This is a genomic window from Lonsdalea britannica (assembly GCF_003515985.1).
Taxonomy (GTDB): Bacteria; Pseudomonadota; Gammaproteobacteria; order Enterobacterales; family Enterobacteriaceae; genus Lonsdalea; species Lonsdalea britannica.
This window is the reverse complement of the sequence record NZ_CP023009.1, coordinates 1,361,379-1,381,272: the sequence shown is the minus strand read 5'-3', so window position 1 is coordinate 1,381,272 and position 19,894 is coordinate 1,361,379. Positions and strand designations below refer to the sequence as shown.

Genomic DNA, 19,894 nt, shown 5'->3' with positions numbered 1-19,894 from the left:
ATGGAGGGGGGTACCCTCAGGCGGCATCTAGACTGGCCGCGCACAATCCCGAAAATTTGCGCCGACAACGGACATAAAATCTAACATTTTCGCGGTGATATCAGCAGTAACGACATGCTCTCCACGGCGCGCTCATTCTACGCTAAATCGGGCCGGACATTCACATTAAACGTGGAACTGCTGTGAATATTTTTTCAGCGTATTCCCAGCGGGTGCCGAGTTGGCAAACAATGCGCCCTGACCGCCACGAACGCCCTTATCCAATAACGTCAGCCACTCTTCCCGAGTACGAACACTGACGGCGCAAACGCGCGTCTTTGTCCCCACACAGGCTTCGGTCAGACTGTGGATAAAAAGTTGATTCTCTGGATGCTGATCGACGCCGCGCACCAGTCCCGGATGCAGCTTAATCACTTCGACTGGGAGCGACTTGATATAGGCGCTGCTCACCAGCGTCAGACCGGCCTGCGCCACCACCAGTCGACAACCCAATCCGGTCAGCTCGGCAATCACCGGGCGAAGACGTCCGAGGTACTGACAGACGTCGGCCTCAGCCAGTTCCAGCAGCAAACGGCGACGCTGCTCCGGAGTATTCTGTTGCAGCGTTTCGCACAGCCAGCGCAAGAATGAAGGTTGCAACAAGGAATCCACGGTGATGGGGATCGCCAGCGTGACGTCGGCATCATCCGCTAGCAGCGCCAGCGTACGGGTGACCAACAGCCGTTCATAGCTGGCGGTGAGGCCGAGCTGACGCACCAGCGGCATATATTCCGCCTCCAGCAGTTCCTGCGTGCCGTCATCGATACGGCTGCTGAGCTCGTAGTGATGCACCCAACCTTCGCAGGTTATCGCCGGTTTTTGGTAGAGACGCGGGCCGCCGCGGGACAGCGTCTCTTCCAGTAGCGTCCGCCACTTTACGCTCCCTCGCCCTTTTTCCGGCACTCGACGATCGAAGACGCACCAGCCGCTGCCGCCTTGCAATACCGCATGGCGAGTGGCGTCCTCCACGTTTTCGATAACCTGATCCACTCGCTGACCGCTACGGTAGGCACAGATGCCGATATGTAAAATATCGTCTTTATCGATGCAAGACGGCGCGGGCAGGCGTTCAGCGTCCCGCACCATCTGTGCGGCGATGCCGTCCGCTTCTTTTAACGTACGATGCGGCAGCAGCACGGCGAGGTCGCTCTGGTGATAGCGGGCCAACAGTGCGGCCGGATAGCGCCGAACGAACAACGCGAGCTGATTAATCAGCGCCGCGCAGTACTCCGCCAGCGAACTGTCATAACCGTGAGTGCCTTGCAGGGTCTCGAAATCCGGCAGTCGGACCATCATCACCACGCCGTGCGTGCCGACGGACTCCGGATCCTCCAGCTGCGTCGCCAGTTGATTATCGAAGAAAAACCGGTTATTCAAACCGGTCTCCGCGTCCTGTGCGGCAAAGGCGCGGATTAGCGTATCCACCCGTCCCTTGGCTTCCCGGGCCTCCATTAAATCGCCCAACAACTTGTCGAGCGCGCCGCTGGCGCTGACCGGCCATTCGCGGCCGGAGCCGTGCGGCACCACTTCGCTGTCGCCGTAGAGAATACGCTGCGCGCGCTCTTCAAGCCGCTCCTGCCCTGCCATCTGCCGCCGCAGCCAGCGCACGGCATAAAAGATGGCGACCGACATCACCAGCATCACCACCATAACGGACAGAAACGAGAACAGATAACGCGGGGAGCCCATCAGCGGATCGACGTAGATTATTTTCAGCGAGATATTGGGATGCTGCATGAGCGACATTTGCGCCCGGCGATACATAATCGTCCGGTCATCGGGCTTGTCTTCCGGCAGGCTGACGACATCGCTGCTGTCCAACCCCTGCTGGATTTCCAGCTCGACAATCCCCAGGCTCCTCATCACCGGCGGCAGCCATGCGATGATCTCGCTGGGCGAGTTCAACAGCAGCGCCTGATCGACGCTGGTCGCCACCGCTTTAAGTTGATGCTCCATGCGTTTCTGACCGTAGTAAACGAAGCTGGAGATGCTGCTGACGAACATCAGTACGATGGCCAATAGGGTCAGCGTCGTCATCAGCATCGAAAGTTTGGTGGTCAATCTCATCCTTGGGTCTTTCACTCCTACGGCTATAACCGGATTAATGCGGCACCGGGACAGGCGCCTGTCCCTTGCGGTTTATCAGTGCATGTCATGTCTATTACCAATATAGTCATTACCTGATTTCCCTCTACCTATTTGTTCGCTCCCCAAAAGGAGGTAATGCTATGCAGGCTCTGATTCTCGAACAGCACCAGGGTAAAACGGTGTCTGAAGTCCGTACCATCGACCCGACGCAACTGCCGGAAGGGAACGTGACTGTCGATGTATCCTGGTCGAGCATCAACTATAAAGATGCACTGGCTATCACAGGCCAAGGCAAAATCATCCGCCAGTTTCCGATGGTGCCCGGCATTGACTTCGCGGGCACCGTGCTCAACAGCGACGATGCCGCCTTCGCCGTCGGTCAGCCTGTCATTCTGACCGGCTGGGGCGTTGGCGAAAATCATTGGGGCGGACTGGCGCAGTCGGCTCGAGTGAATAGCGACTGGCTGGTTGCGCTGCCCGAAGGACTTTCGGCACGTCAGGCCATGATCATAGGCACCGCAGGATTTACCGCCATGCTGTGCGTCATGGCATTGGAAGATGGCGGCGTCACGCCTGCGGACGGCGAGATTATCGTCACCGGCGCCAGCGGCGGCGTGGGCAGCACCGCGATAGCCCTGCTCCACGCGCTGGGGTATCAGGTGTCCGCACTGAGCGGTCGAGCGGAAAACGCCGATTATCTGCGGCAGTTGGGCGCAGAGCAGGTGCTTGACCGACAGGAATTCACCGCCGCGCCGCGTCCGCTGGAGAAGCAGCGTTGGGCCGGCGCTATCGATACCGTGGGCGATAACGTGCTGGCGACGCTGCTCGCGCAGATGAATTACGGCGCGACGGTCGCCGCCTGCGGTCTGGCTGGCGGTATCGCGCTGCCAACCACCGTCATGCCGTTCATTCTGCGCAACGTACGGTTACAGGGGGTGGACTCTGTCATGGCGCCGCCGCCGCGCCGTCAAGAAGCCTGGAAACGGTTGGCCGAACTGCTGCCCGCGTCATTCTATGAACAGATCGCCAAAGAGATCTCATTGGCAGAGGTTCCCGCCGCCGCGGCCGATCTCATCGCTAACCGCGTAACCGGTCGGACACTGGTGAAACTGCGTTAAATTCGCCCGAAGCCCCTTCTCTGCAGACCACCCTATCCCGGGTGGTCTTTGCTTATAGCGCGCAGACCCCGAAAAAATTTTCTTGTTAACGCCGAATCTCTGCGCGGCAGAATCATCTATACATTAAGAACCGCGTTATTGGGAGCGTGCGACCTATCCTTGTGACGCGGAGCCGTGGGAAACGGCTTAGAAACATTGGGGAGGACCCGTTTACTCACGGCGCTCGCCTCGTTTTACTCACACACGACGTTCCAACACCCGCGGAGATGGATCTCAGTCATCATGCGGCACACGTTCTGTGCGCCGCGCGTCAAGTCACTACACTGGCATAAAGGCGGAAGACCATGAAAAAAAATCGCACGCCGACCGAAGCTGATGTCACACCGGAAACCCTATTCCACCAGCGCCGCCGGCTACTGAAATTTCTGGGCATCACGACCGCAAGCCTCTCGTTGCCGATGTCCGCGCAGGCAGACCTGCTGTCCTGGATCAAAGGTGACCAACGGCCCAAGGCGTCTCCCGGCAAGCCGCTCACCTTCAATCAGCCGCCGGACTGGCGCTTGAATCTGCCGTTGACGCCGGAAGACAAAGTCACCGGATACAACAACTTTTACGAGTTCGGACTGGATAAAGCGGACCCGGCGGCCAACGCGGGCGGCCTGAAAACAGAAGGTTGGAAAATCGAGATCGACGGCGAAGTCGCCAAACCCATCACGCTGGATATGGATGATATTCTCAGGCGCTTCACGCTGGAAGAGCGCATTTATCGCTTCCGCTGCGTCGAAGCCTGGTCGATGGTCGTCCCGTGGATTGGTTTCCCTCTCTCCCAACTGATCGCCTTCGCCAATCCGACCGGCAACGCACGCTATGTCGCTTTTCAGACGCTCTACGATCCCGAACAGATGCCAGGGCAGAAGGACAGCTTTATCGGCGGGGGTTGAACTACCCCTACGTCGAAGGGCTGCGGATGGATGAGGCGATGAATCCGCTGACGTTGATCGCCGTCGGCGTTTACGGCAAAACGCTGCCGCCGCAGAACGGCGCGCCGCTGAGGCTGATGGCGCCGTGGAAGTACGGCTTCAAAAACATCAAATCCATTGTGAAAATCCGTTTTACTCACGATCGTCCCCCCTCCACCTGGAACTTATCGGCGCCGAACGAGTACGGTTTTTACGCTAACGTGAATCCGCACGTCGACCACCCGCGCTGGTCACAGGCGACGGAACGTGTGATCGGCGCGGGCGGTATTCTCGATGTACAGCGGCAACCGACCCTGCTATTCAATGGATATGCCGACCAGGTGGCCTCGCTGTACCGAGGTCTGGATTTGCGGGCGAACTTCTGAATGATACGAGCACGATCGTGCCCAACACGTGGAGTCAGCGTCGAATGCGTTTGAAACCCCAACATCTGTTTTGGATCAAAGTGCTGATTCATCTGGCGGGAATTTTGCCGTTACTGTGGCTGTTTCTGACCGTAAGTCAGGGATGGCTGAGCGCCGATCCGGCGAAGGATATCCAGCATTTTACCGGCAGAACCGCGCTGAAATGGCTCTTGGCCACACTGGCGATAGCGCCGCTGGCCCGCTACGGCAAACAGCCGCTGCTGATGCGCTGCCGACGCCCCGTCGGCCTGTGGTGCTTCGCCTGGGCAACGCTGCATCTGACAAGCTATGCGCTGCTGGAATTAGGACTGAGTCATCTTTCGCTGCTGGTCAGCGAGCTGTTCTCCCGGCCCTACCTCACACTCGGCATCGTCAGCTGGATCATCCTGCTGGCACTGGCGCTGACGTCTACGCAAGCGATGATGCGTAAGTTGGGATCCCGCTGGCAAAAATTACACAACGCGCTTTATCTGGTCGCTATTCTAGCCCCCATCCACTACATTTGGTCGGTTAAAACGTTGTCTCCGCAACCTATTTTCTATACTCTTCTGGCCCTCATTTTGTTACTGATGCGTTATAAAAAATTTCGCCAGTGGTGGCGCTGAAGCCACGTGGCACCACGGCGTGATAAAAGCGCCGGTACAGGGCGCCGCCGGAGCCGCGATGATCATCTCCGCAGATAAGGCCACTATTTGGCTGCTAATTGCAACGAAATGGTTATAATGCCCGACTTTGTTTTTAGGCATCGGACAATTTGCACCGAGAAAGGTGACAAACGAATAGCTTCGCGCTATTTTGTGCAGCACGAAGCGAATCGCGGGAGATAGCAGCATAATGGTCGATAAATTCAACATTTTGCTTTTGAACGGTCCGAACCTGAATCTTCTGGGCACCCGCGAGCCTGAGAAGTATGGCCATACCACGTTGACGGAAATCGTTAACGGATTGGAACAAGAAGCGCTGGCGCTGAACGTTCAGCTGTCGCATCTGCAGTCCAACGCGGAGCACACGCTGATCGACCGCATTCATCAGGCCAGAGGCAACACCGACTTCATTCTGATCAACCCAGCGGCGTACACCCATACCAGCGTTGCGCTGCGGGATGCGCTGCTGGCGGTCGCCATCCCCTTTATCGAAATTCATCTGTCCAACGTGCACGCACGTGAACCCTTCCGCCACCACTCCTATCTGTCCGATGTGGCAGTCGGGGTCATTTGTGGCCTGGGGGCAGATGGTTATAGCTACGCTTTACAGACGGCGGTGAAACGCCTGTCAATCTCCAATTAACAAGAGTACGGAACCCCATTCATGGATATTCGTAAAATCAAGAAACTGATTGAACTGGTTGAAGAATCCGGCATCGCCGAACTGGAAATTTCCGAAGGTGAAGAGTCAGTACGTATCAGCCGTTCCCCTGCCGCACCGGCTTACCCGATGATGCAACAGGCCTATGCGCCGATGCAGCCTCAGCCTGCACTGACCGCTACCGTGGCCGAAGCGCCGGTAGCCGAAGTCGCCGCAGCACCTGCCGCTGTCAGCGGTCATATCGTACGTTCGCCAATGGTAGGAACCTTCTACCGTACGCCAAGCCCGGAAGCGAAAGCTTTTGTGGAAGTCGGCCAGCAGGTTAACGTCGGCGATACGCTGTGCATCGTCGAAGCCATGAAAATGATGAACCAAATCGAAGCAGATAAAGCAGGCGTGGTGAAAGCCATTCTGTTGGAAAGCGGTCAACCGGTTGAATTTGACGAGCCGCTGGTTGTCATCGAATAACGGGGCGTACCATGCTAGATAAAATTGTTATCGCTAACCGTGGTGAGATCGCGCTGCGTATTTTGCGTGCCTGCAAAGAGCTGGGCATCAAAACCGTAGCCGTGCACTCCACGGCGGATCGTGACCTGAAACACGTATTGTTGGCTGACGAAACCGTGTGTATCGGCCCTGCGCCGTCCACCAAAAGTTATCTGAACATTCCCGCGCTGATCTCAGCCGCTGAAATCACCGGCGCGGTGGCTATCCACCCCGGTTACGGCTTCTTGTCCGAAAACGCCGACTTCGCCGAACAGGTTGAGCGTTCCGGCTTTATTTTCATCGGCCCGCGCGCCGACACCATTCGCCTGATGGGCGACAAAGTGTCCGCGATCAGCGCGATGAAAAAAGCGGGGGTTCCTTGCGTCCCAGGTTCCGACGGTCCTCTGGGCGATGATATGGAAAAGAACCGCGCCTTTGCTAAACGCATCGGTTACCCGGTGATTATCAAAGCCTCCGGCGGCGGCGGCGGACGCGGTATGCGCGTCGTACGCAGCGATAAAGAGCTGGAACAGTCCATTTCCATGACCAAGGCGGAAGCCAAGGCCGCGTTTAACAACGATATGGTCTACATGGAAAAATACCTGGAAAACCCACGCCACGTGGAAATCCAGGTACTGGCGGACGGTCAGGGCCAGGCGATCTATCTGGCTGAACGTGACTGCTCTATGCAGCGCCGTCACCAGAAAGTGCTGGAAGAAGCGCCAGCGCCGGGCATCACCAGCGAACTGCGTCGTTACATCGGCGAACGCTGCGCGAAGGCCTGCGTGGACATCAACTACCGCGGTGCCGGTACGTTCGAATTCCTGTATGAAAACGGCGAGTTCTATTTCATCGAAATGAACACCCGTATTCAGGTAGAACATCCGGTCACCGAAATGGTCACTGGCGTAGACCTGATCAAAGAGCAGCTGCGCGTCGCCGCCGGTCTGCCGCTGTCGATCAAACAGGAAGAAGTTCATGTCCGCGGCCATGCGATCGAGTGTCGTATTAATGCGGAAGATCCAAACACCTTCCTGCCTAGCCCGGGTAAAATCACGCGTTTCCACGCGCCGGGCGGCTTTGGCGTTCGTTGGGAATCGCACATCTACGCGGGCTATACCGTGCCGCCGTATTACGATTCCATGATCGGCAAGCTGATTACCTATGGCGAAAGCCGCGACGTGGCGATCTCCCGTATGCGTAATGCGCTGGCGGAACTGATCATCGACGGCATCAAGACGAACATCGAACTGCAGTTGAAGATCCTGAACGACGAAAACTTCCAGCATGGTGGCACTAACATCCACTATCTGGAGAAAAAACTCGGCCTGCAGTAATTCCCCGCAGACGAGAGAAAAGGCCGATCGACCGCTTTCAGGCAGTCGATCGGCCTCGTTCTTTAGTTCACCGAGCCAACAGAAAAATAACGATTATTCAGCTAATTACTGCTCCGTATTCCCTATTCCTCTACTCAGAAACGCGCCTGTTTATCCCCCACCATGCATACGTAGACGCGAATTCCTGCTAGGCAATGCGCTCACATCCCGTAAAATCCCCTGTTTTGCACACGCCATACTGATGAATACCGATTGGGTTGTATAACAAGATGGATAAACGTTTTCTTCAGGCACACCGGGAAGCGCGCTGGGCGCTGAGCCTGACGCTGGGTTACCTACTGCTGTGGATTGCCGCCGCGTATCTGCCGGGTAACGACGCCGGCATCACGGGACTGCCGCACTGGTTCGAGATGTCGTGCCTGCTGCTGCCGCTGGTCTTTATCATTCTCTGCTGGCTGATGGTCCGCCATCTGTTCCGCGATATTTCGCTGGAGGATGAGGATGCATAGCCAGATCGTCATTCCCCTCATCGCCTACCTGCTGCTGGTGTTCGGGCTGTCCGTTTACGCCTATACCCGCCGCCAGCAGGGCAATTTCCTGCGCGAATATTTTCTCGGCAACCGGTCTATGGGCGGCTTCGTTCTGGCCATGACCTTGATTGGCACCTATGTGAGCGCCAGCTCTTTCATCGGCGGTCCCGGCGCCGCGTATAAATATGGTCTGGGCTGGGTGCTGCTGGCGATGATTCAAGTGCCGACCATGCTGCTTTCACTCAGTATTCTGGGGAAAAAGTTCGCGATTTTGGCGCGACGTTATAACGCGATCACGCTCAACGACATGTTGTACGCCCGTTACGGCAGCCGGCTGCTAGTTTGGTTCGCCAGCCTCAGTCTGCTGGTCGCGTTCATCGGCGCCATGGCCGTGCAGTTTATCGGCGGAGCCCGTCTGCTCGAAACGGCGGTCGGTATTCCCTACGACACCGGACTGCTGATTTTCGGCGTGACCATCGCGCTGTATACCGCCTTTGGCGGCTTTCGGGCCAGCGTACTCAACGACGCCATGCAGGGCATCGTGATGCTGGTAGGCACGTTACTGTTAGTGGTCGGCGTGATTTATACCGCGGGCGGCCTGCCCGTTGCCGTGGAAAAACTGCGCCACATCGATCCGGCGCTGGTCTCCCCGCACGGTCCCGGCGATGTGCTTTCCGGGCCGTTCATGACCTCGTTCTGGCTACTGGTGTGCTTCGGCGTCATCGGTCTGCCGAACACGGCGGTGCGCTGTATCTCCTATCGGGATAGCAAAGCGCTGCACCGCGGCATCATCATCGGCACCATCGTCATTACCCTGCTGATGCTCGGCATGCATCTGGCCGGAGCGCTGGGGAGAGCGATTCTGCCCAACCTCACTATCCCCGACCAGGTTTTGCCTGAGCTGATGATCGCCGTGCTGCCTCCGCTGGCCGCCGGTATTTTTCTGGCGGCGCCGATGGCGGCGATTATGTCCAACATCAATGCGCATCTGCTACAGGCGTCTGCAACCATCGTAAAAGATTTATATCTCAGCGTTCGCCCCCAGCGGGCCGCCGACGAAAGGTACATTAAACACCTGTCCAGCCTGACCACGCTGGTGCTGGGACTGTTGGTCGTACTGGCCTCCTGGCGTCCGCCTGAAATGATCATCTGGCTTAATCTGCTGGCGTTCGGCGGGCTGGAGGCCGTATTCCTGTGGCCACTGGTGCTCGGACTGTATTGGGAGCGCGCCAACGCGACGGGCGCGCTCAGCGCCATGCTAGGGGGCGCGATCTGTTATACCCTGCTGGCCAGTTTCAAAATTCAATCGGGCGGATTCCATCCGATCGTCCCCGCTCTGGCGTTAAGCCTGCTGGCATTTATTATTGGTAACCGGTTCGGGCACGCTGCGCCCGCCGCCGTTACTTCATCCGACGTTAAGTAAGAGGCCGTTATGCCGTGGATTCAACTCAAAATTAATACTTCCGGCGCACATGCCGAACCCCTGGGAGACGCGCTGGTCGAAAGCGGCGCGGTATCTGTCACGTTTCAGGACACCCACGATACGCCAGTGTTTGAGCCGCTGCCGGGCGAAACCCGCCTGTGGGGCGATACGGACGTGATCGGCCTGTACGATGCCGAGACCGACATGAAGGTCGTCGTCGCGATCCTGGAACAGGAACCGCTGCTGGGCACGGGTTTCAAACACAAAATCGAGCAGTTGGAAGATAAAGACTGGGAGCGTGAATGGATGGATAACTTCCATCCCATGCAGTTCGGCGAACGGTTGTGGATTTGCCCCAGCTGGCGCGATATCCCCGATCCGGATGCGGTCAACGTGATGTTGGACCCCGGTCTGGCCTTCGGCACCGGCACCCACCCCACTACCGCGCTGTGCTTGCAGTGGCTGGACGGTCTCGACCTGCAAGGTAAAACCGTCATCGACTTCGGCTGTGGCTCCGGCATTCTGGCTATCGCCGCGCTGAAGCTGGGCGCCGCCCGCGCTATCGGCATTGATATCGACCCGCAGGCCATTCAGGCCAGCCGCGATAATGCCCAGCGCAACGGCGTGTCTGAGCGTCTGGAACTGTATCTGCCGAAAGACCAGCCGGAAGCGCTATCCGCCGACGTGGTCGTCGCCAACATTCTGGCAGGTCCTCTGCGAGAATTAGCGCCCCTGATCGGCGACTTACCCAAAGCGGGTGGTCATCTTGGACTCTCCGGCGTGCTGGCGACACAGGCCGCCAATGTATCTGAAGCCTATCAGGAGAAGTTCGAGCTTGATCCTGTGGCGGAAAAAGAGGAGTGGTGCCGGATCACTGGTATCAGAAAGGCGCACTAAACGCGCCTGAATCCTTGGCGGGGCGCCATTCCGTGCGTTCCGCCTCTTTATCACCCCTCTCTCCCCACCGTTTAACCACACGCCGCATGACGCAGCGTTAGTCAGGCTATTTGATGACAAAAGGAATATTGCAGTGATTCATCGCAACTTGAAACCCATTCTGCTGGCGGCGGGGCTTTTCGCCGCCGGGACATTCGCCGTTAGCGCGCACTATCCATTGAGCGATATCGATCTCTCTCAGGCACGAGCCGGTTTTCAGACCGAGCTCGTCAAAGATACGCTGGAACGCGACGGCGAGGCTGAGACGCCGCCAGTGGAGCTGTTTAAGACCATACATTATCCGTCGCCCGTGGGCGAACTGGTCGCCTATCTGACGCCCGACCCCAAAGATGGCAAGCGGCATCCGGCCGTGGTGTGGGCCCACGGGGGTTATGGCGGTATAGGAAGCTTCCTTTGGGAACCTCAGGACGCCGACAACGATCAAAGTGGGCGCGCATTCCCAGAGGCCGGCATCGTTACGATGATGCCAAGCTGGCGCGGGGAAAATGACAATCCCGGCAAGTTCGAGATGTTTTACGGCGAGATTGACGATTTACATGCCGCGAGAGACTATCTGGCTAAACTTCCTTACGTTGATCCCAACCGCATCTATCTCGTCGGCCACAGCACTGGCGGGACGATGACGCTTTTGGGAAACGAGTATCAACATGGTTTCCGCGCAGCGTTTTCACTTGGGGGCGTGCCTGATTTAGCATTGAGATTGAGTCGCGGCCCCACCGCCGTCGGCCCTTCCTTCAACACCCAAAACCCGCGAGAGTTTTACCTGCGCTCGCCTCGCACTTTTATCACGCACCTCAAATCGCCAACTTACTATTTCGAAGGCAGCGATAATTACTGGGAATATTCATTGCCCCAGATGGAGAAGGATGCGCAAAACGCGGGCGTTCCCTTTCATGCCTATAGCGTGCCGCGCGGCGACCACTTTTCTATCATCCTGCCGGTCACGCGTCTCATTGCCCAAAAAATTCTGCACGATACCGGGGTGCGGCCGCACATCGAATTTTCCCCCGCTGACATCGAACATATCAGCCGGGAAATTGACGCGGCGATAGACGAAACCGACCAAGAATAGGAACCAGCCGCTACTGCGATGACAGAAATCAGGAGCACGCTATTGCCGTCGTCAGACCGATAGATTGCTCCTCTTTAGGCTGAATATGGTGCATTTTTCACTACCAATTGCCTTCATTACCCCACGAATCGCTCCCTGACATCGCCCTATCGCGTTCTTTTCACTTCTAATCGACCTTTGTCGACAGTGTGGTCCACCGGTAACGAAATGACATAACAACATGATATGTATAGGTAAAATGAAATATTCTTTTGACGAAATATCATTTTATTGATCTGTTACGCGTAATTGCTCAAAGTTTGGCCTTTCCTATCGCGTGAAAAATGCGTAATATACGCGCCCTTGCAGACACAGTATGGTCACTCTTTGTCTATGCACATTGGACAATTTCAGCTTCCCAATCGTTTGATAGCCGCCCCGATGGCTGGTATTAGCGATCGCCCATTCAGAGCACTCTGTCACATGATGGGCGCTGGAATGACGGTGTCCGAAATGCTCTCTTCCAATCCGGAAGTGTGGCGTTCGGATAAGTCCCGCTTGCGCATGGTGCATAGCGATGAACCTGGTATCAGAGCCGTGCAGATTGCCGGCAGCGATCCGGGGGAGATGGCCGCGGCCGCCAGCATCAATGCTGAGTTCGGCGCGCAGATCATCGACATCAATATGGGATGTCCAGCCAAGAAAGTGAACCGCAAGATGGCGGGGTCTGCATTACTGCAGCATCCTGATCTGGTGAAACAGATCCTGACGGCGGTAGTGGAAGCGGTAGACGTACCGGTGACACTGAAAATTCGTACGGGCTGGTCTCCAGAGCACCGCAACTGTGTACAAATTGCCAGATTGGCTGAAGATTGTGGTATCCAGGCTCTCACCATCCATGGACGAACACGTACGTGCTTGTTCAATGGCGAAGCCGAGTACGACAGCATTCGGACAGTTAAGCAGGCCGTCGGCATTCCCATCATTGCGAATGGCGACATTACTGACCCGCATAAAGCCAGAGCGGTTCTTGATTACACCGGGGCCGATGCCCTGATGATAGGACGGGCCGCTCAGGGAAGACCCTGGATCTTTCGGGAAATCCAGCATTATCTGGACACAGGGGAGCTGCTGCCACCCTTGCCACTGGCAGAGGTTAAGCGCTTGCTGATCGGGCACATACGGGAATTGCATGACTTTTATGGTCAAGGCAAGGGATTCCGTATCGCTCGTAAGCACGTTTCCTGGTATCTCCAGGAACATGCCCCGGACGACCAGTTTAGGCGCACATTCAACGCCATTGAGGATGCCAGCGAACAGCTGGAGGCGTTGGAGGCATATTTTGAAAATCTTGCGTAAACAGAAAAAGAGCTGACAGAACTATGTTCGAACAACGCGTGAATTCTGACGTACTGACCGTTTCCACCGTAAACTCTCAGGCTCAGGTAACCCAAAAACCCCTGCGCGACTCGGTTAAACAGGCACTGAAGAACTATTTTGCTCAACTGAACGGTCAGGATGTGAATGACTTGTATGAGCTGGTACTAGCTGAAGTTGAGCAACCACTGTTGGACATGGTGATGCAATACACTCGCGGTAACCAGACCCGTGCAGCACTGATGATGGGTATCAACCGCGGCACTTTGCGTAAGAAACTGAAAAAATACGGCATGAACTGATTACGTTCAGCATCCGTGTTTCACAAGGCGTTGATGAGCGATCATCAACGCCTTTTTTGTGTCTGTTTTCCGCCGGACTGCCCTGCGCTTTGCCATAATGACGTCATCTGCGTGGCGCTAAACGTTGACCGACAGGTTGAAGATGAGATGCCACAACATGCTATGAACAAGGCAACCAACTGACCGGGAGCGACATACCGATGGAAAACAAGTTCACTCAGGCAGGCGACTTTAACGAAACGCGCTTTTGGACCAAGATCGTCGGCTACGCCAAAAAAGCCGGGAGCGAGGTCATTGAGAAAGCGCTATGGCTCTACTTCGCAGCGCAACGGCCTGATACGCCCGTTTGGGCCAAAACCACCATCTACGCTGCTTTGGCGTATTTCGTGCTGCCTGTAGACGCCATTCCGGATGCGCTGCCGGTGGTGGGATTTACCGACGATCTGGGTGTTTTAGCCGGCGCGCTAGGCACCGTCAGCCTGTATATCAACGATGAGGTCAAACAGCAGGCACGCGATAAACTCGCCGATTGGTTCGACTGAGCATCAGCACCGAGTGAGTTAGATTCACGATACGCGGGAAGAAACCAGGCGGGGTAAGGCGTGCCGGAGATGCTCTCCGGCACGCGTCAGCATTAATGCTGCAGGGCGCTGTTGAGAATAATCGAGGTAATTACGCCTGTAGCGGCTGCAATCAGCACGTAGTTGCCATCGATATAGGCCCAATGCTGGCCTGACGGCGGCTGTCTCAAACCGCGAGCACGCCAGTCGTTGACACGATAGTCGTTGCCGCGGTAACGACTCGGAGCCGGTTTGCCCCTTCTGAAATCGTGACCATTGGAAACGAAGTGGTCACGGTCGCCGCCACGTTGTACGTGAGCCTGCTGCCGACCCGGTTCGCCGTGGCCGCCACGGTTAGGCTGACCGCCAGCATGATCATCGCGTCCGCCATGCTGTTGGCTTCCCGGCCCCTGCTGCCATTGCTTCCCGTCCTGATGATCCGGACCTGCTGCAAAAGAGACGGATGAGAGCAGGCTACTTGCGGTAAATACCGTCATTACCATTGCCAACGTAATTTTTTTCATAACTGACTTCCTCGAATGGTCCTGCCTTATAGTAAGCAGATTACACAGCACTATCGTCCACACTACGGCAGTCTTGAATAACGAAATGTCTTAATTCGTGCTTTCTTAACTAGTTTTACCCTGTTTAGCGAATTCTTAACACATCAGTACATCCACGCGTCATTTTCGCCCTTTCTTACCGCTCAAAGTTCATACAGACAGTGTAGTCGATGAAGATTTCGTGCGAGATCCGCCCGTTGGCTAACATGAAATTCCCTCAATTATGTTGAGGGAATTTCATCTAATAGGAGGATTAGTTCCATGATAATCTCTGTCGACTAGAATAATTAAGAAGGGATTTTATATTCATGACAACCATTCAGACGCAACGCGCCCCATTCCGTGCCGACGTAGTAGGGAGCTATCTTCGTCCTCAGTATCTGCATGATGCCAGAGCACAATTTACCCAGGGTAACCTTTCCGCCGAAGAGCTGCAGGCCGTTGAAGACAAAGCCATCACAGAACTGGTCGAAAAACAGAAAGCGGCCGGTTTGCAGGTGATTACCGACGGTGAGTTTCGTCGCAGCTGGTGGCACCTCGACTTCATGTGGGGCCTGAACGGCGTGGAAAAAACCATCATCGCCAAGGGCTACGCGTTTGCGGACAAAGAAACCCGTCCGGAAACGGCGCGCCTTTCCGGGAAGATCTCCGGTGAGAACCATCCGTTCATCGAACATTTCAAATTCCTGCTTCAATTCGCAGAACCCGGTATCACCCCGCGACTGACCGTTCCGTCCGCCGCACAGTTCCTGGCCGAGCTGCAGCGTCCCGACAACAAAGCCAAGACGCTGGAGTTTTACCCGACTGAAGAGGCGCTGGTGCAGGATATCGCTAACGCCTACCAGACCTTTATCAAAGAGCTGTATGCCGCAGGTTGTCGCAATCTACAGTTGGATGACTGCACCTGGGGCATGCTGGTCGACCCGAAATTTGCGGGCGGCGGCGGTGCCGATACGCCAAACTCTACGGGCTGCGGCTGTGGTCATCACGCAGAACCGGTTGAAGGCAGCAAAGTCCACACGCTGGCCGAGCTGTATTTGAAGGTCAATAACGCAAGCGTGGAAGGCGCGCCGGAAGACCTGGTGCTGACGACGCACGTATGCCGTGGCAACTATGCCTCTTCGTGGGCCGCCAGCGGTGGTTACCAGCCAGTCGCAAGCGTGCTGTTCGGCCGTGAAAATGTCGCTGCTTACTATCTGGAGTTTGATACCGAACGCGCCGGTGACTTCTCTCCGCTGGCTCAGGTATCAGGCGATAAGCAGGTTGTTCTGGGACTGATCTCCTCCAAGTTCGGCGAACTGGAAGACAAGCAGGCGGTGATTGATCGCATCAAGGAAGCCGCCCAATTCTTACCGCTGGAGCGCCTGTGTCTCAGCACTCAGTGCGGTTTCGCCTCAACAGAAGAAGGCAACGAGATCACCGAAGCACAGCAGTGGGCGAAAATCGCGTTGGTCAAAGAGATCGCTGACGCCGTCTGGGGTTAACGGGCAGTCATCGCCATCACACCCAGATCACAGGGACGGAGTTGTCCGTCCCTTTTTCTTTGTTTCCCCGCTCTACGCACCGACACCGCCCCCCATTGTGGAAAAAACCGCCACAGCACACTATATTTATGCTTTGTTGCTATAAACCATCACCTTATGTGATTAGCAATGCGTGGTGATATCACGTAGATTCTCGCCGCTCGGCCTCATCAACATGTAGGTTGTTGTCTCCCCCGTTTTTGTAGGAACCACGATGAAAAAAATCAGCGTTGCATTACTGACTGGCGCGTTACTTGTCACCAGTGCTCTGGTACAGGCGCAGGACGATCTCAGCACCATCAAGGCTGCGGGCGTCATCAAATTCGGCACGGAAGGGACCTATGCGCCTTACACCTATCACGATAAATCGGGAAAATTGGTCGGTTTTGATGTGGAAATTGGCCGAGCGGTAGCCGAAAAAATCGGCGTTAAGGCCGAGTTTGTTGAAGGACGTTGGGATGGATTGATCGCCGGGCTAAGCGCAGGCCGCTATGATGCCGTCGTTAACCAGGTCGGCATCACTCCCGAACGCCAGGTGAAATTCGATTTCTCCAAACCCTATATCGATGCTAAGTCTGTGCTGGTTGTCCGCAACGACAACACCACCATCAAGACGTTTGCCGATCTTAAAGGCCACAAATCCGCACAGAGCCTGACCAGCAATTACTCGAAGCTGGCGACGCGTTATGGCGCCGACATCGTGCCTACCGACGGGTTTAACCAGTCGCTGGATCTCGTGCTGAGCGGCCGCGCCGATGCGACGCTGAACGATAATCTGTCGTTCCTCGACTTCAAAAAACAGAAGCCGGATGCCAAAGTGAAAGTCGCCGCCACCGCGGAAAGCGGCGATCCTTCCGCCATTCTGGTGCGTAAGGGACAAGCCCCGCTGGTCGAGGCCATCAACCACGCGCTGGACCAGATCAAAGCGGATGGCACGTATAAAACGATTTCTGTGCGATACTTCGGGGAAGATGTTTCCCAGTAACTGCAAAGATATCGGAGTTTTTTAGATGCCACCCTGGCTACAACTCATGGCAGACTCCTTCTGGAGTCTGCTTTCTGCTGGACTGAAGTTCACCGTTCCTCTGGCTATTATCTCTTTCATTCTTGGACTTGCCGTCGGGATTATCGTTGCCTTGATCCGGCTGTATGGCCCGCGTCCGCTGAAATGGATTGCCGATTTTTATGTCTGGGTAATTCGCGGCACGCCACTGCTGGTGCAACTGTTTCTGATTTTTTACGGGCTGCCCAGCGCCGGTATCACCCTGGATGCGTTTCCTGCCGCGCTGATCGGTTTTACCCTCAATGTCGGGGCCTATAGCTCGGAGATCGTCCGCGGAGCCATACTGTCCGTACCTCAGGGGCAGTGGAACGCGGCCTATTCGCTGGGAATGAAAGGCACTCAGGCCATTCGGTGGGTCATTTTTCCACAATCTGTATTTGTGTCCTTGCCCCCGCTCTCGAATACCTTTATCTCGCTGATCAAAGATACGTCGTTGGCGGCCGTCATCACCGTGCCGGAGATGTTTCTCGCCGCTCAGCGCATCGTCTCAGTCACCTATGAACCGCTCATCATGTACGTTGAAGCCGCGATGATTTACCTGCTGTTCTGTACCATTTTGAGCAAAGTTCAGACACGGCTGGAAAGCTTCTATCAACGGCATAACGTTCGATAGTTGCTCGTTTAACGCCCGGCCTTCCGCGATGCGGTGGGCCAAATAACGCATTCATTCCCTTAATCTTTAAGTCTTCTTTCCACCTTATACGTGACCGTCTTTCTCCCCTCACTCCGCCAAATCCTCTAGCAATTCAATAACAAGTTGCACTAAAAAAGACAACAAACCCGCTATCCATGCACTGATTAAGATCGCGAGACTCAGCAGAATCCGCCGATCACGGCGTCTCGCACCAAAAGCAGGCAAACTTTTTATTACCGTGATTATATTGGTGCAATGCAGTTTAAATTTTGTGTGCTGCCTCACAAAACATCCCGCCGCTATGCCCGAAAGAGACTGTCACGGATTGGCATTAGTTTTGCTTAATCACGCCACGGCACAATGTCCTATGACGGCGCCGGCAGACAGGGCGGATGCAACGCTGCGTCCATTACCACAGCACATAACTCATTAGGCACATAAGATGATAAAAAAATTGATCATGTCTACGCTGGTCGCGGGCGCTTCTCTCTTGGCGGCGATTCAACAGGCCCATGCTGGCGCTACGCTGGATGCCATCCAGAAAAAAGGCTTCGTCCAATGCGGTATCAGCGATGGTTTGCCGGGTTTTTCCTATGCCGATGGCAGCGGAAAATATGCCGGTATTGATGTGGATGTTTGCAGAGGCGTCGCGGCGGCCGTCTTCGGCGATGCCAATAAGGTGAAATTTACCCCGCTGACCGCCAAAGAACGTTTCACAGCGCTGCAGTCAGGCGAAGTGGATGTGCTGTCTCGTAATACGACATGGACCTCTTCGCGTGACGCGGGTATGGGCATGCTGTTCACTGGCGTCGCCTACTACGACGGCATCGGGTTCCTGACTCACAACAAAGCCGGGCTGAAAAGCGCGACAGAGCTGGATGGCGCTACCGTCTGTATTCAGGCAGGCACCGATACCGAACTCAACGTCGCAGACTACTTCAAAACTCACGGCATGAAGTACACGCCGGTGACCTTCGATCGCTCTGATGAAAGCGCCAAAGCGCTGGAGTCCGGCCGCTGCGATACGCTCTCTTCCGACCAGTCACAGCTGTACGCGCTGCGCATCAAATTAGCCAATCCCAACGAATACATCGTGCTGCCTGAAGTCATCTCCAAGGAGCCGCTGGGACCGGTCGTTCGCCGTGGCGACGAAGAGTGGTTCTCCATCGTACGCTGGAGCCTGTTCGCTATGCTGAATGCGGAAGAGATGGGCATCACCTCTCAGAACGTCGATCAGATGCAGGCTAAACCGACAACGCCGGATATGGCGCACCTGCTCGGTAAAGAGGGAAATTACGGCAAAGATCTCAAATTACCCGCCGATTGGGCTTATAAAATCATTAAGCAGGTCGGTAACTACGGCGAAGTCTTTGAACGCAACGTGGGTATGGGCAGCGAGTTGAAAATCAAACGCGGGCTGAATGAATTGTGGACCAAAGGCGGTATCCAATACGCGCCGGTCGTTCGTTAATCTTCCCAGTAAACCGGGCACGGCTTTACCGCCGTGCTCTCGTTTGACGCTATCGAGGCTTCATCATGCTGCAACGCCCAACCGTAAAAGGTGATTTATCACTGACGAATCCTGCGGTGCGCGCCTGGCTTTACCAAATCATCGCGGTCGTCGCTGTACTGGCTTTCGCCGCCTATCTATTACACAACACCATCACCAATCTGGCGCAGCGCGGAATTACTTCCGGCTTTGCTTTTCTGGATAACGCCGCTGGGTTCGGTATTGTCCAGCATCTCATCGACTATCAGCAGGGCGACACTTACGCGCGCGTTTTCATCGTCGGCTTGCTGAATACGTTGTTGGTGTCAGCCATCTGTATTATCTGCGCCTCCCTGTTAGGATTTATGGTCGGCCTGGCCCGACTGTCTGACAACTGGCTGCTGCGCAAGCTATCAACCTTCTATATTGAAACGTTCCGCAATATTCCGCCGCTGCTGCAGATCTTCTTTTGGTACTTTGCGGTACTGCGCAATCTGCCGGGACCACGCCAGGCGGTGAGCGCCCTGGATGCGGTGTTTTTGAGTAACCGTGGATTATATATTCCGGCGGCGGATTTCGGCCCCGGCGCCCTCCCGGCCTTTCTCGCTGTGGTTGTTACGGTAATCGTGACCGTCATCATCGTCCGCAGAAACTTGCGCCATCAC

18 protein-coding genes and 2 pseudogenes are annotated in these 19,894 nt (G+C 55.6%); 18 read left to right on the top strand and 2 right to left on the bottom strand.

The genetic code is table 11. The features are described 5' to 3' along the window. Window positions 1–165 precede the first annotated feature (165 nt). Complete coding sequence (csrD, locus tag CKQ53_RS06495) at window positions 166–2,106, bottom strand: RNase E specificity factor CsrD (protein WP_094118125.1); 1,941 nt, start codon at window positions 2,104–2,106, stop codon at window positions 166–168. Window positions 2,107–2,267: 161 nt separating this feature from the next. Between csrD and acuI the strand changes: the two genes are divergently transcribed. From acuI to CKQ53_RS06430, 13 genes and pseudogenes are all read left to right on the top strand, one after another. Then, window positions 2,268–3,245, top strand: a complete 978-nt coding sequence (gene acuI, locus CKQ53_RS06490; protein WP_085652991.1) for an acrylyl-CoA reductase (NADPH) — start codon at window positions 2,268–2,270, stop codon at window positions 3,243–3,245. A 344-nt stretch (window positions 3,246–3,589) separates the two neighbouring features. Next, window positions 3,590–4,590: pseudogene (gene msrP / locus CKQ53_RS06485) on the top strand (protein-methionine-sulfoxide reductase catalytic subunit MsrP). A 44-nt stretch (window positions 4,591–4,634) separates the two neighbouring features. Next, window positions 4,635–5,234 (top strand): protein-methionine-sulfoxide reductase heme-binding subunit MsrQ, encoded by a 600-nt coding sequence (msrQ, locus tag CKQ53_RS06480; protein WP_094118124.1) that lies wholly within the window; start codon window positions 4,635–4,637, stop codon window positions 5,232–5,234. 229 nt (window positions 5,235–5,463) lie between these two features. After that, window positions 5,464–5,916, top strand: a complete 453-nt coding sequence (aroQ, locus tag CKQ53_RS06475) for a type II 3-dehydroquinate dehydratase (protein ID WP_085652988.1) — start codon at window positions 5,464–5,466, stop codon at window positions 5,914–5,916. A gap of 21 nt (window positions 5,917–5,937) precedes the next feature. After that, window positions 5,938–6,402, top strand: coding sequence for an acetyl-CoA carboxylase biotin carboxyl carrier protein (accB, locus tag CKQ53_RS06470; protein WP_094118123.1), 465 nt, complete (start codon window positions 5,938–5,940; stop codon window positions 6,400–6,402). Window positions 6,403–6,413: 11 nt separating this feature from the next. Further along, the gene (gene accC / locus CKQ53_RS06465; protein WP_085652986.1) at window positions 6,414–7,757 is read left to right on the top strand and encodes an acetyl-CoA carboxylase biotin carboxylase subunit; all 1,344 of its coding nucleotides are present in this window, start codon (window positions 6,414–6,416) and stop codon (window positions 7,755–7,757) included. Between the two features lie 269 nt (window positions 7,758–8,026). Next, on the top strand, window positions 8,027–8,266 hold the full coding sequence (locus CKQ53_RS06460) for a YhdT family protein (RefSeq protein WP_085652985.1): 240 nt from the start codon (window positions 8,027–8,029) through the stop codon (window positions 8,264–8,266). After that, a complete protein-coding gene (gene panF, locus CKQ53_RS06455) occupies window positions 8,259–9,710 on the top strand; it encodes a sodium/pantothenate symporter (RefSeq protein ID WP_085652984.1) in 1,452 nt (483 codons plus the stop codon). Before CKQ53_RS06460 ends, panF begins: the two co-directional genes overlap by 8 nt. Before the next feature lie 9 nt (window positions 9,711–9,719). Beyond that, a complete protein-coding gene (gene prmA, locus CKQ53_RS06450) occupies window positions 9,720–10,607 on the top strand; it encodes a 50S ribosomal protein L11 methyltransferase (protein WP_094118122.1) in 888 nt (295 codons plus the stop codon). 133 nt (window positions 10,608–10,740) lie between these two features. Next, window positions 10,741–11,739: an alpha/beta hydrolase family protein gene (locus CKQ53_RS06445; RefSeq protein ID WP_244201003.1), complete on the top strand. Its 999-nt coding sequence runs from the start codon at window positions 10,741–10,743 to the stop codon at window positions 11,737–11,739. A 372-nt stretch (window positions 11,740–12,111) separates the two neighbouring features. Beyond that, window positions 12,112–13,077: a tRNA dihydrouridine synthase DusB gene (gene dusB / locus CKQ53_RS06440; protein WP_085652982.1), complete on the top strand. Its 966-nt coding sequence runs from the start codon at window positions 12,112–12,114 to the stop codon at window positions 13,075–13,077. A 23-nt stretch (window positions 13,078–13,100) separates the two neighbouring features. Next, window positions 13,101–13,397: a DNA-binding transcriptional regulator Fis gene (fis, locus tag CKQ53_RS06435; RefSeq protein WP_012883002.1), complete on the top strand. Its 297-nt coding sequence runs from the start codon at window positions 13,101–13,103 to the stop codon at window positions 13,395–13,397. A 200-nt stretch (window positions 13,398–13,597) separates the two neighbouring features. Beyond that, window positions 13,598–13,939 (top strand): YkvA family protein, encoded by a 342-nt coding sequence (locus tag CKQ53_RS06430; RefSeq protein WP_085652981.1) that lies wholly within the window; start codon window positions 13,598–13,600, stop codon window positions 13,937–13,939. A gap of 92 nt (window positions 13,940–14,031) precedes the next feature. On the opposite strand, the gene CKQ53_RS06425 is transcribed toward CKQ53_RS06430, so the two are convergent. Then, entirely contained in the window at window positions 14,032–14,481 is a 450-nt protein-coding gene (locus CKQ53_RS06425; protein ID WP_085652980.1) for an RcnB family protein, read from the bottom strand. Between the two features lie 347 nt (window positions 14,482–14,828). Between CKQ53_RS06425 and CKQ53_RS06420 the strand changes: the two genes are divergently transcribed. From CKQ53_RS06420 to CKQ53_RS19010, 5 genes and pseudogenes are all read left to right on the top strand, one after another. Beyond that, window positions 14,829–16,004, top strand: coding sequence for a uroporphyrinogen decarboxylase/cobalamine-independent methonine synthase family protein (locus tag CKQ53_RS06420; RefSeq protein ID WP_085652979.1), 1,176 nt, complete (start codon window positions 14,829–14,831; stop codon window positions 16,002–16,004). Between the two features lie 253 nt (window positions 16,005–16,257). Next, window positions 16,258–17,028, top strand: coding sequence for an amino acid ABC transporter substrate-binding protein (locus CKQ53_RS06415; RefSeq protein ID WP_085652978.1), 771 nt, complete (start codon window positions 16,258–16,260; stop codon window positions 17,026–17,028). Between the two features lie 25 nt (window positions 17,029–17,053). Further along, the gene (locus CKQ53_RS06410) at window positions 17,054–17,719 is read left to right on the top strand and encodes an amino acid ABC transporter permease (RefSeq protein ID WP_085652977.1); all 666 of its coding nucleotides are present in this window, start codon (window positions 17,054–17,056) and stop codon (window positions 17,717–17,719) included. A gap of 481 nt (window positions 17,720–18,200) precedes the next feature. Continuing rightward, window positions 18,201–19,211: an amino acid ABC transporter substrate-binding protein gene (locus tag CKQ53_RS06405; protein ID WP_409359757.1), complete on the top strand. Its 1,011-nt coding sequence runs from the start codon at window positions 18,201–18,203 to the stop codon at window positions 19,209–19,211. A gap of 65 nt (window positions 19,212–19,276) precedes the next feature. Then, window positions 19,277–19,829 (top strand): annotated as a pseudogene (locus CKQ53_RS19010) (ABC transporter permease subunit); the annotation flags it as partial. Window positions 19,830–19,894 lie beyond the last annotated feature (65 nt).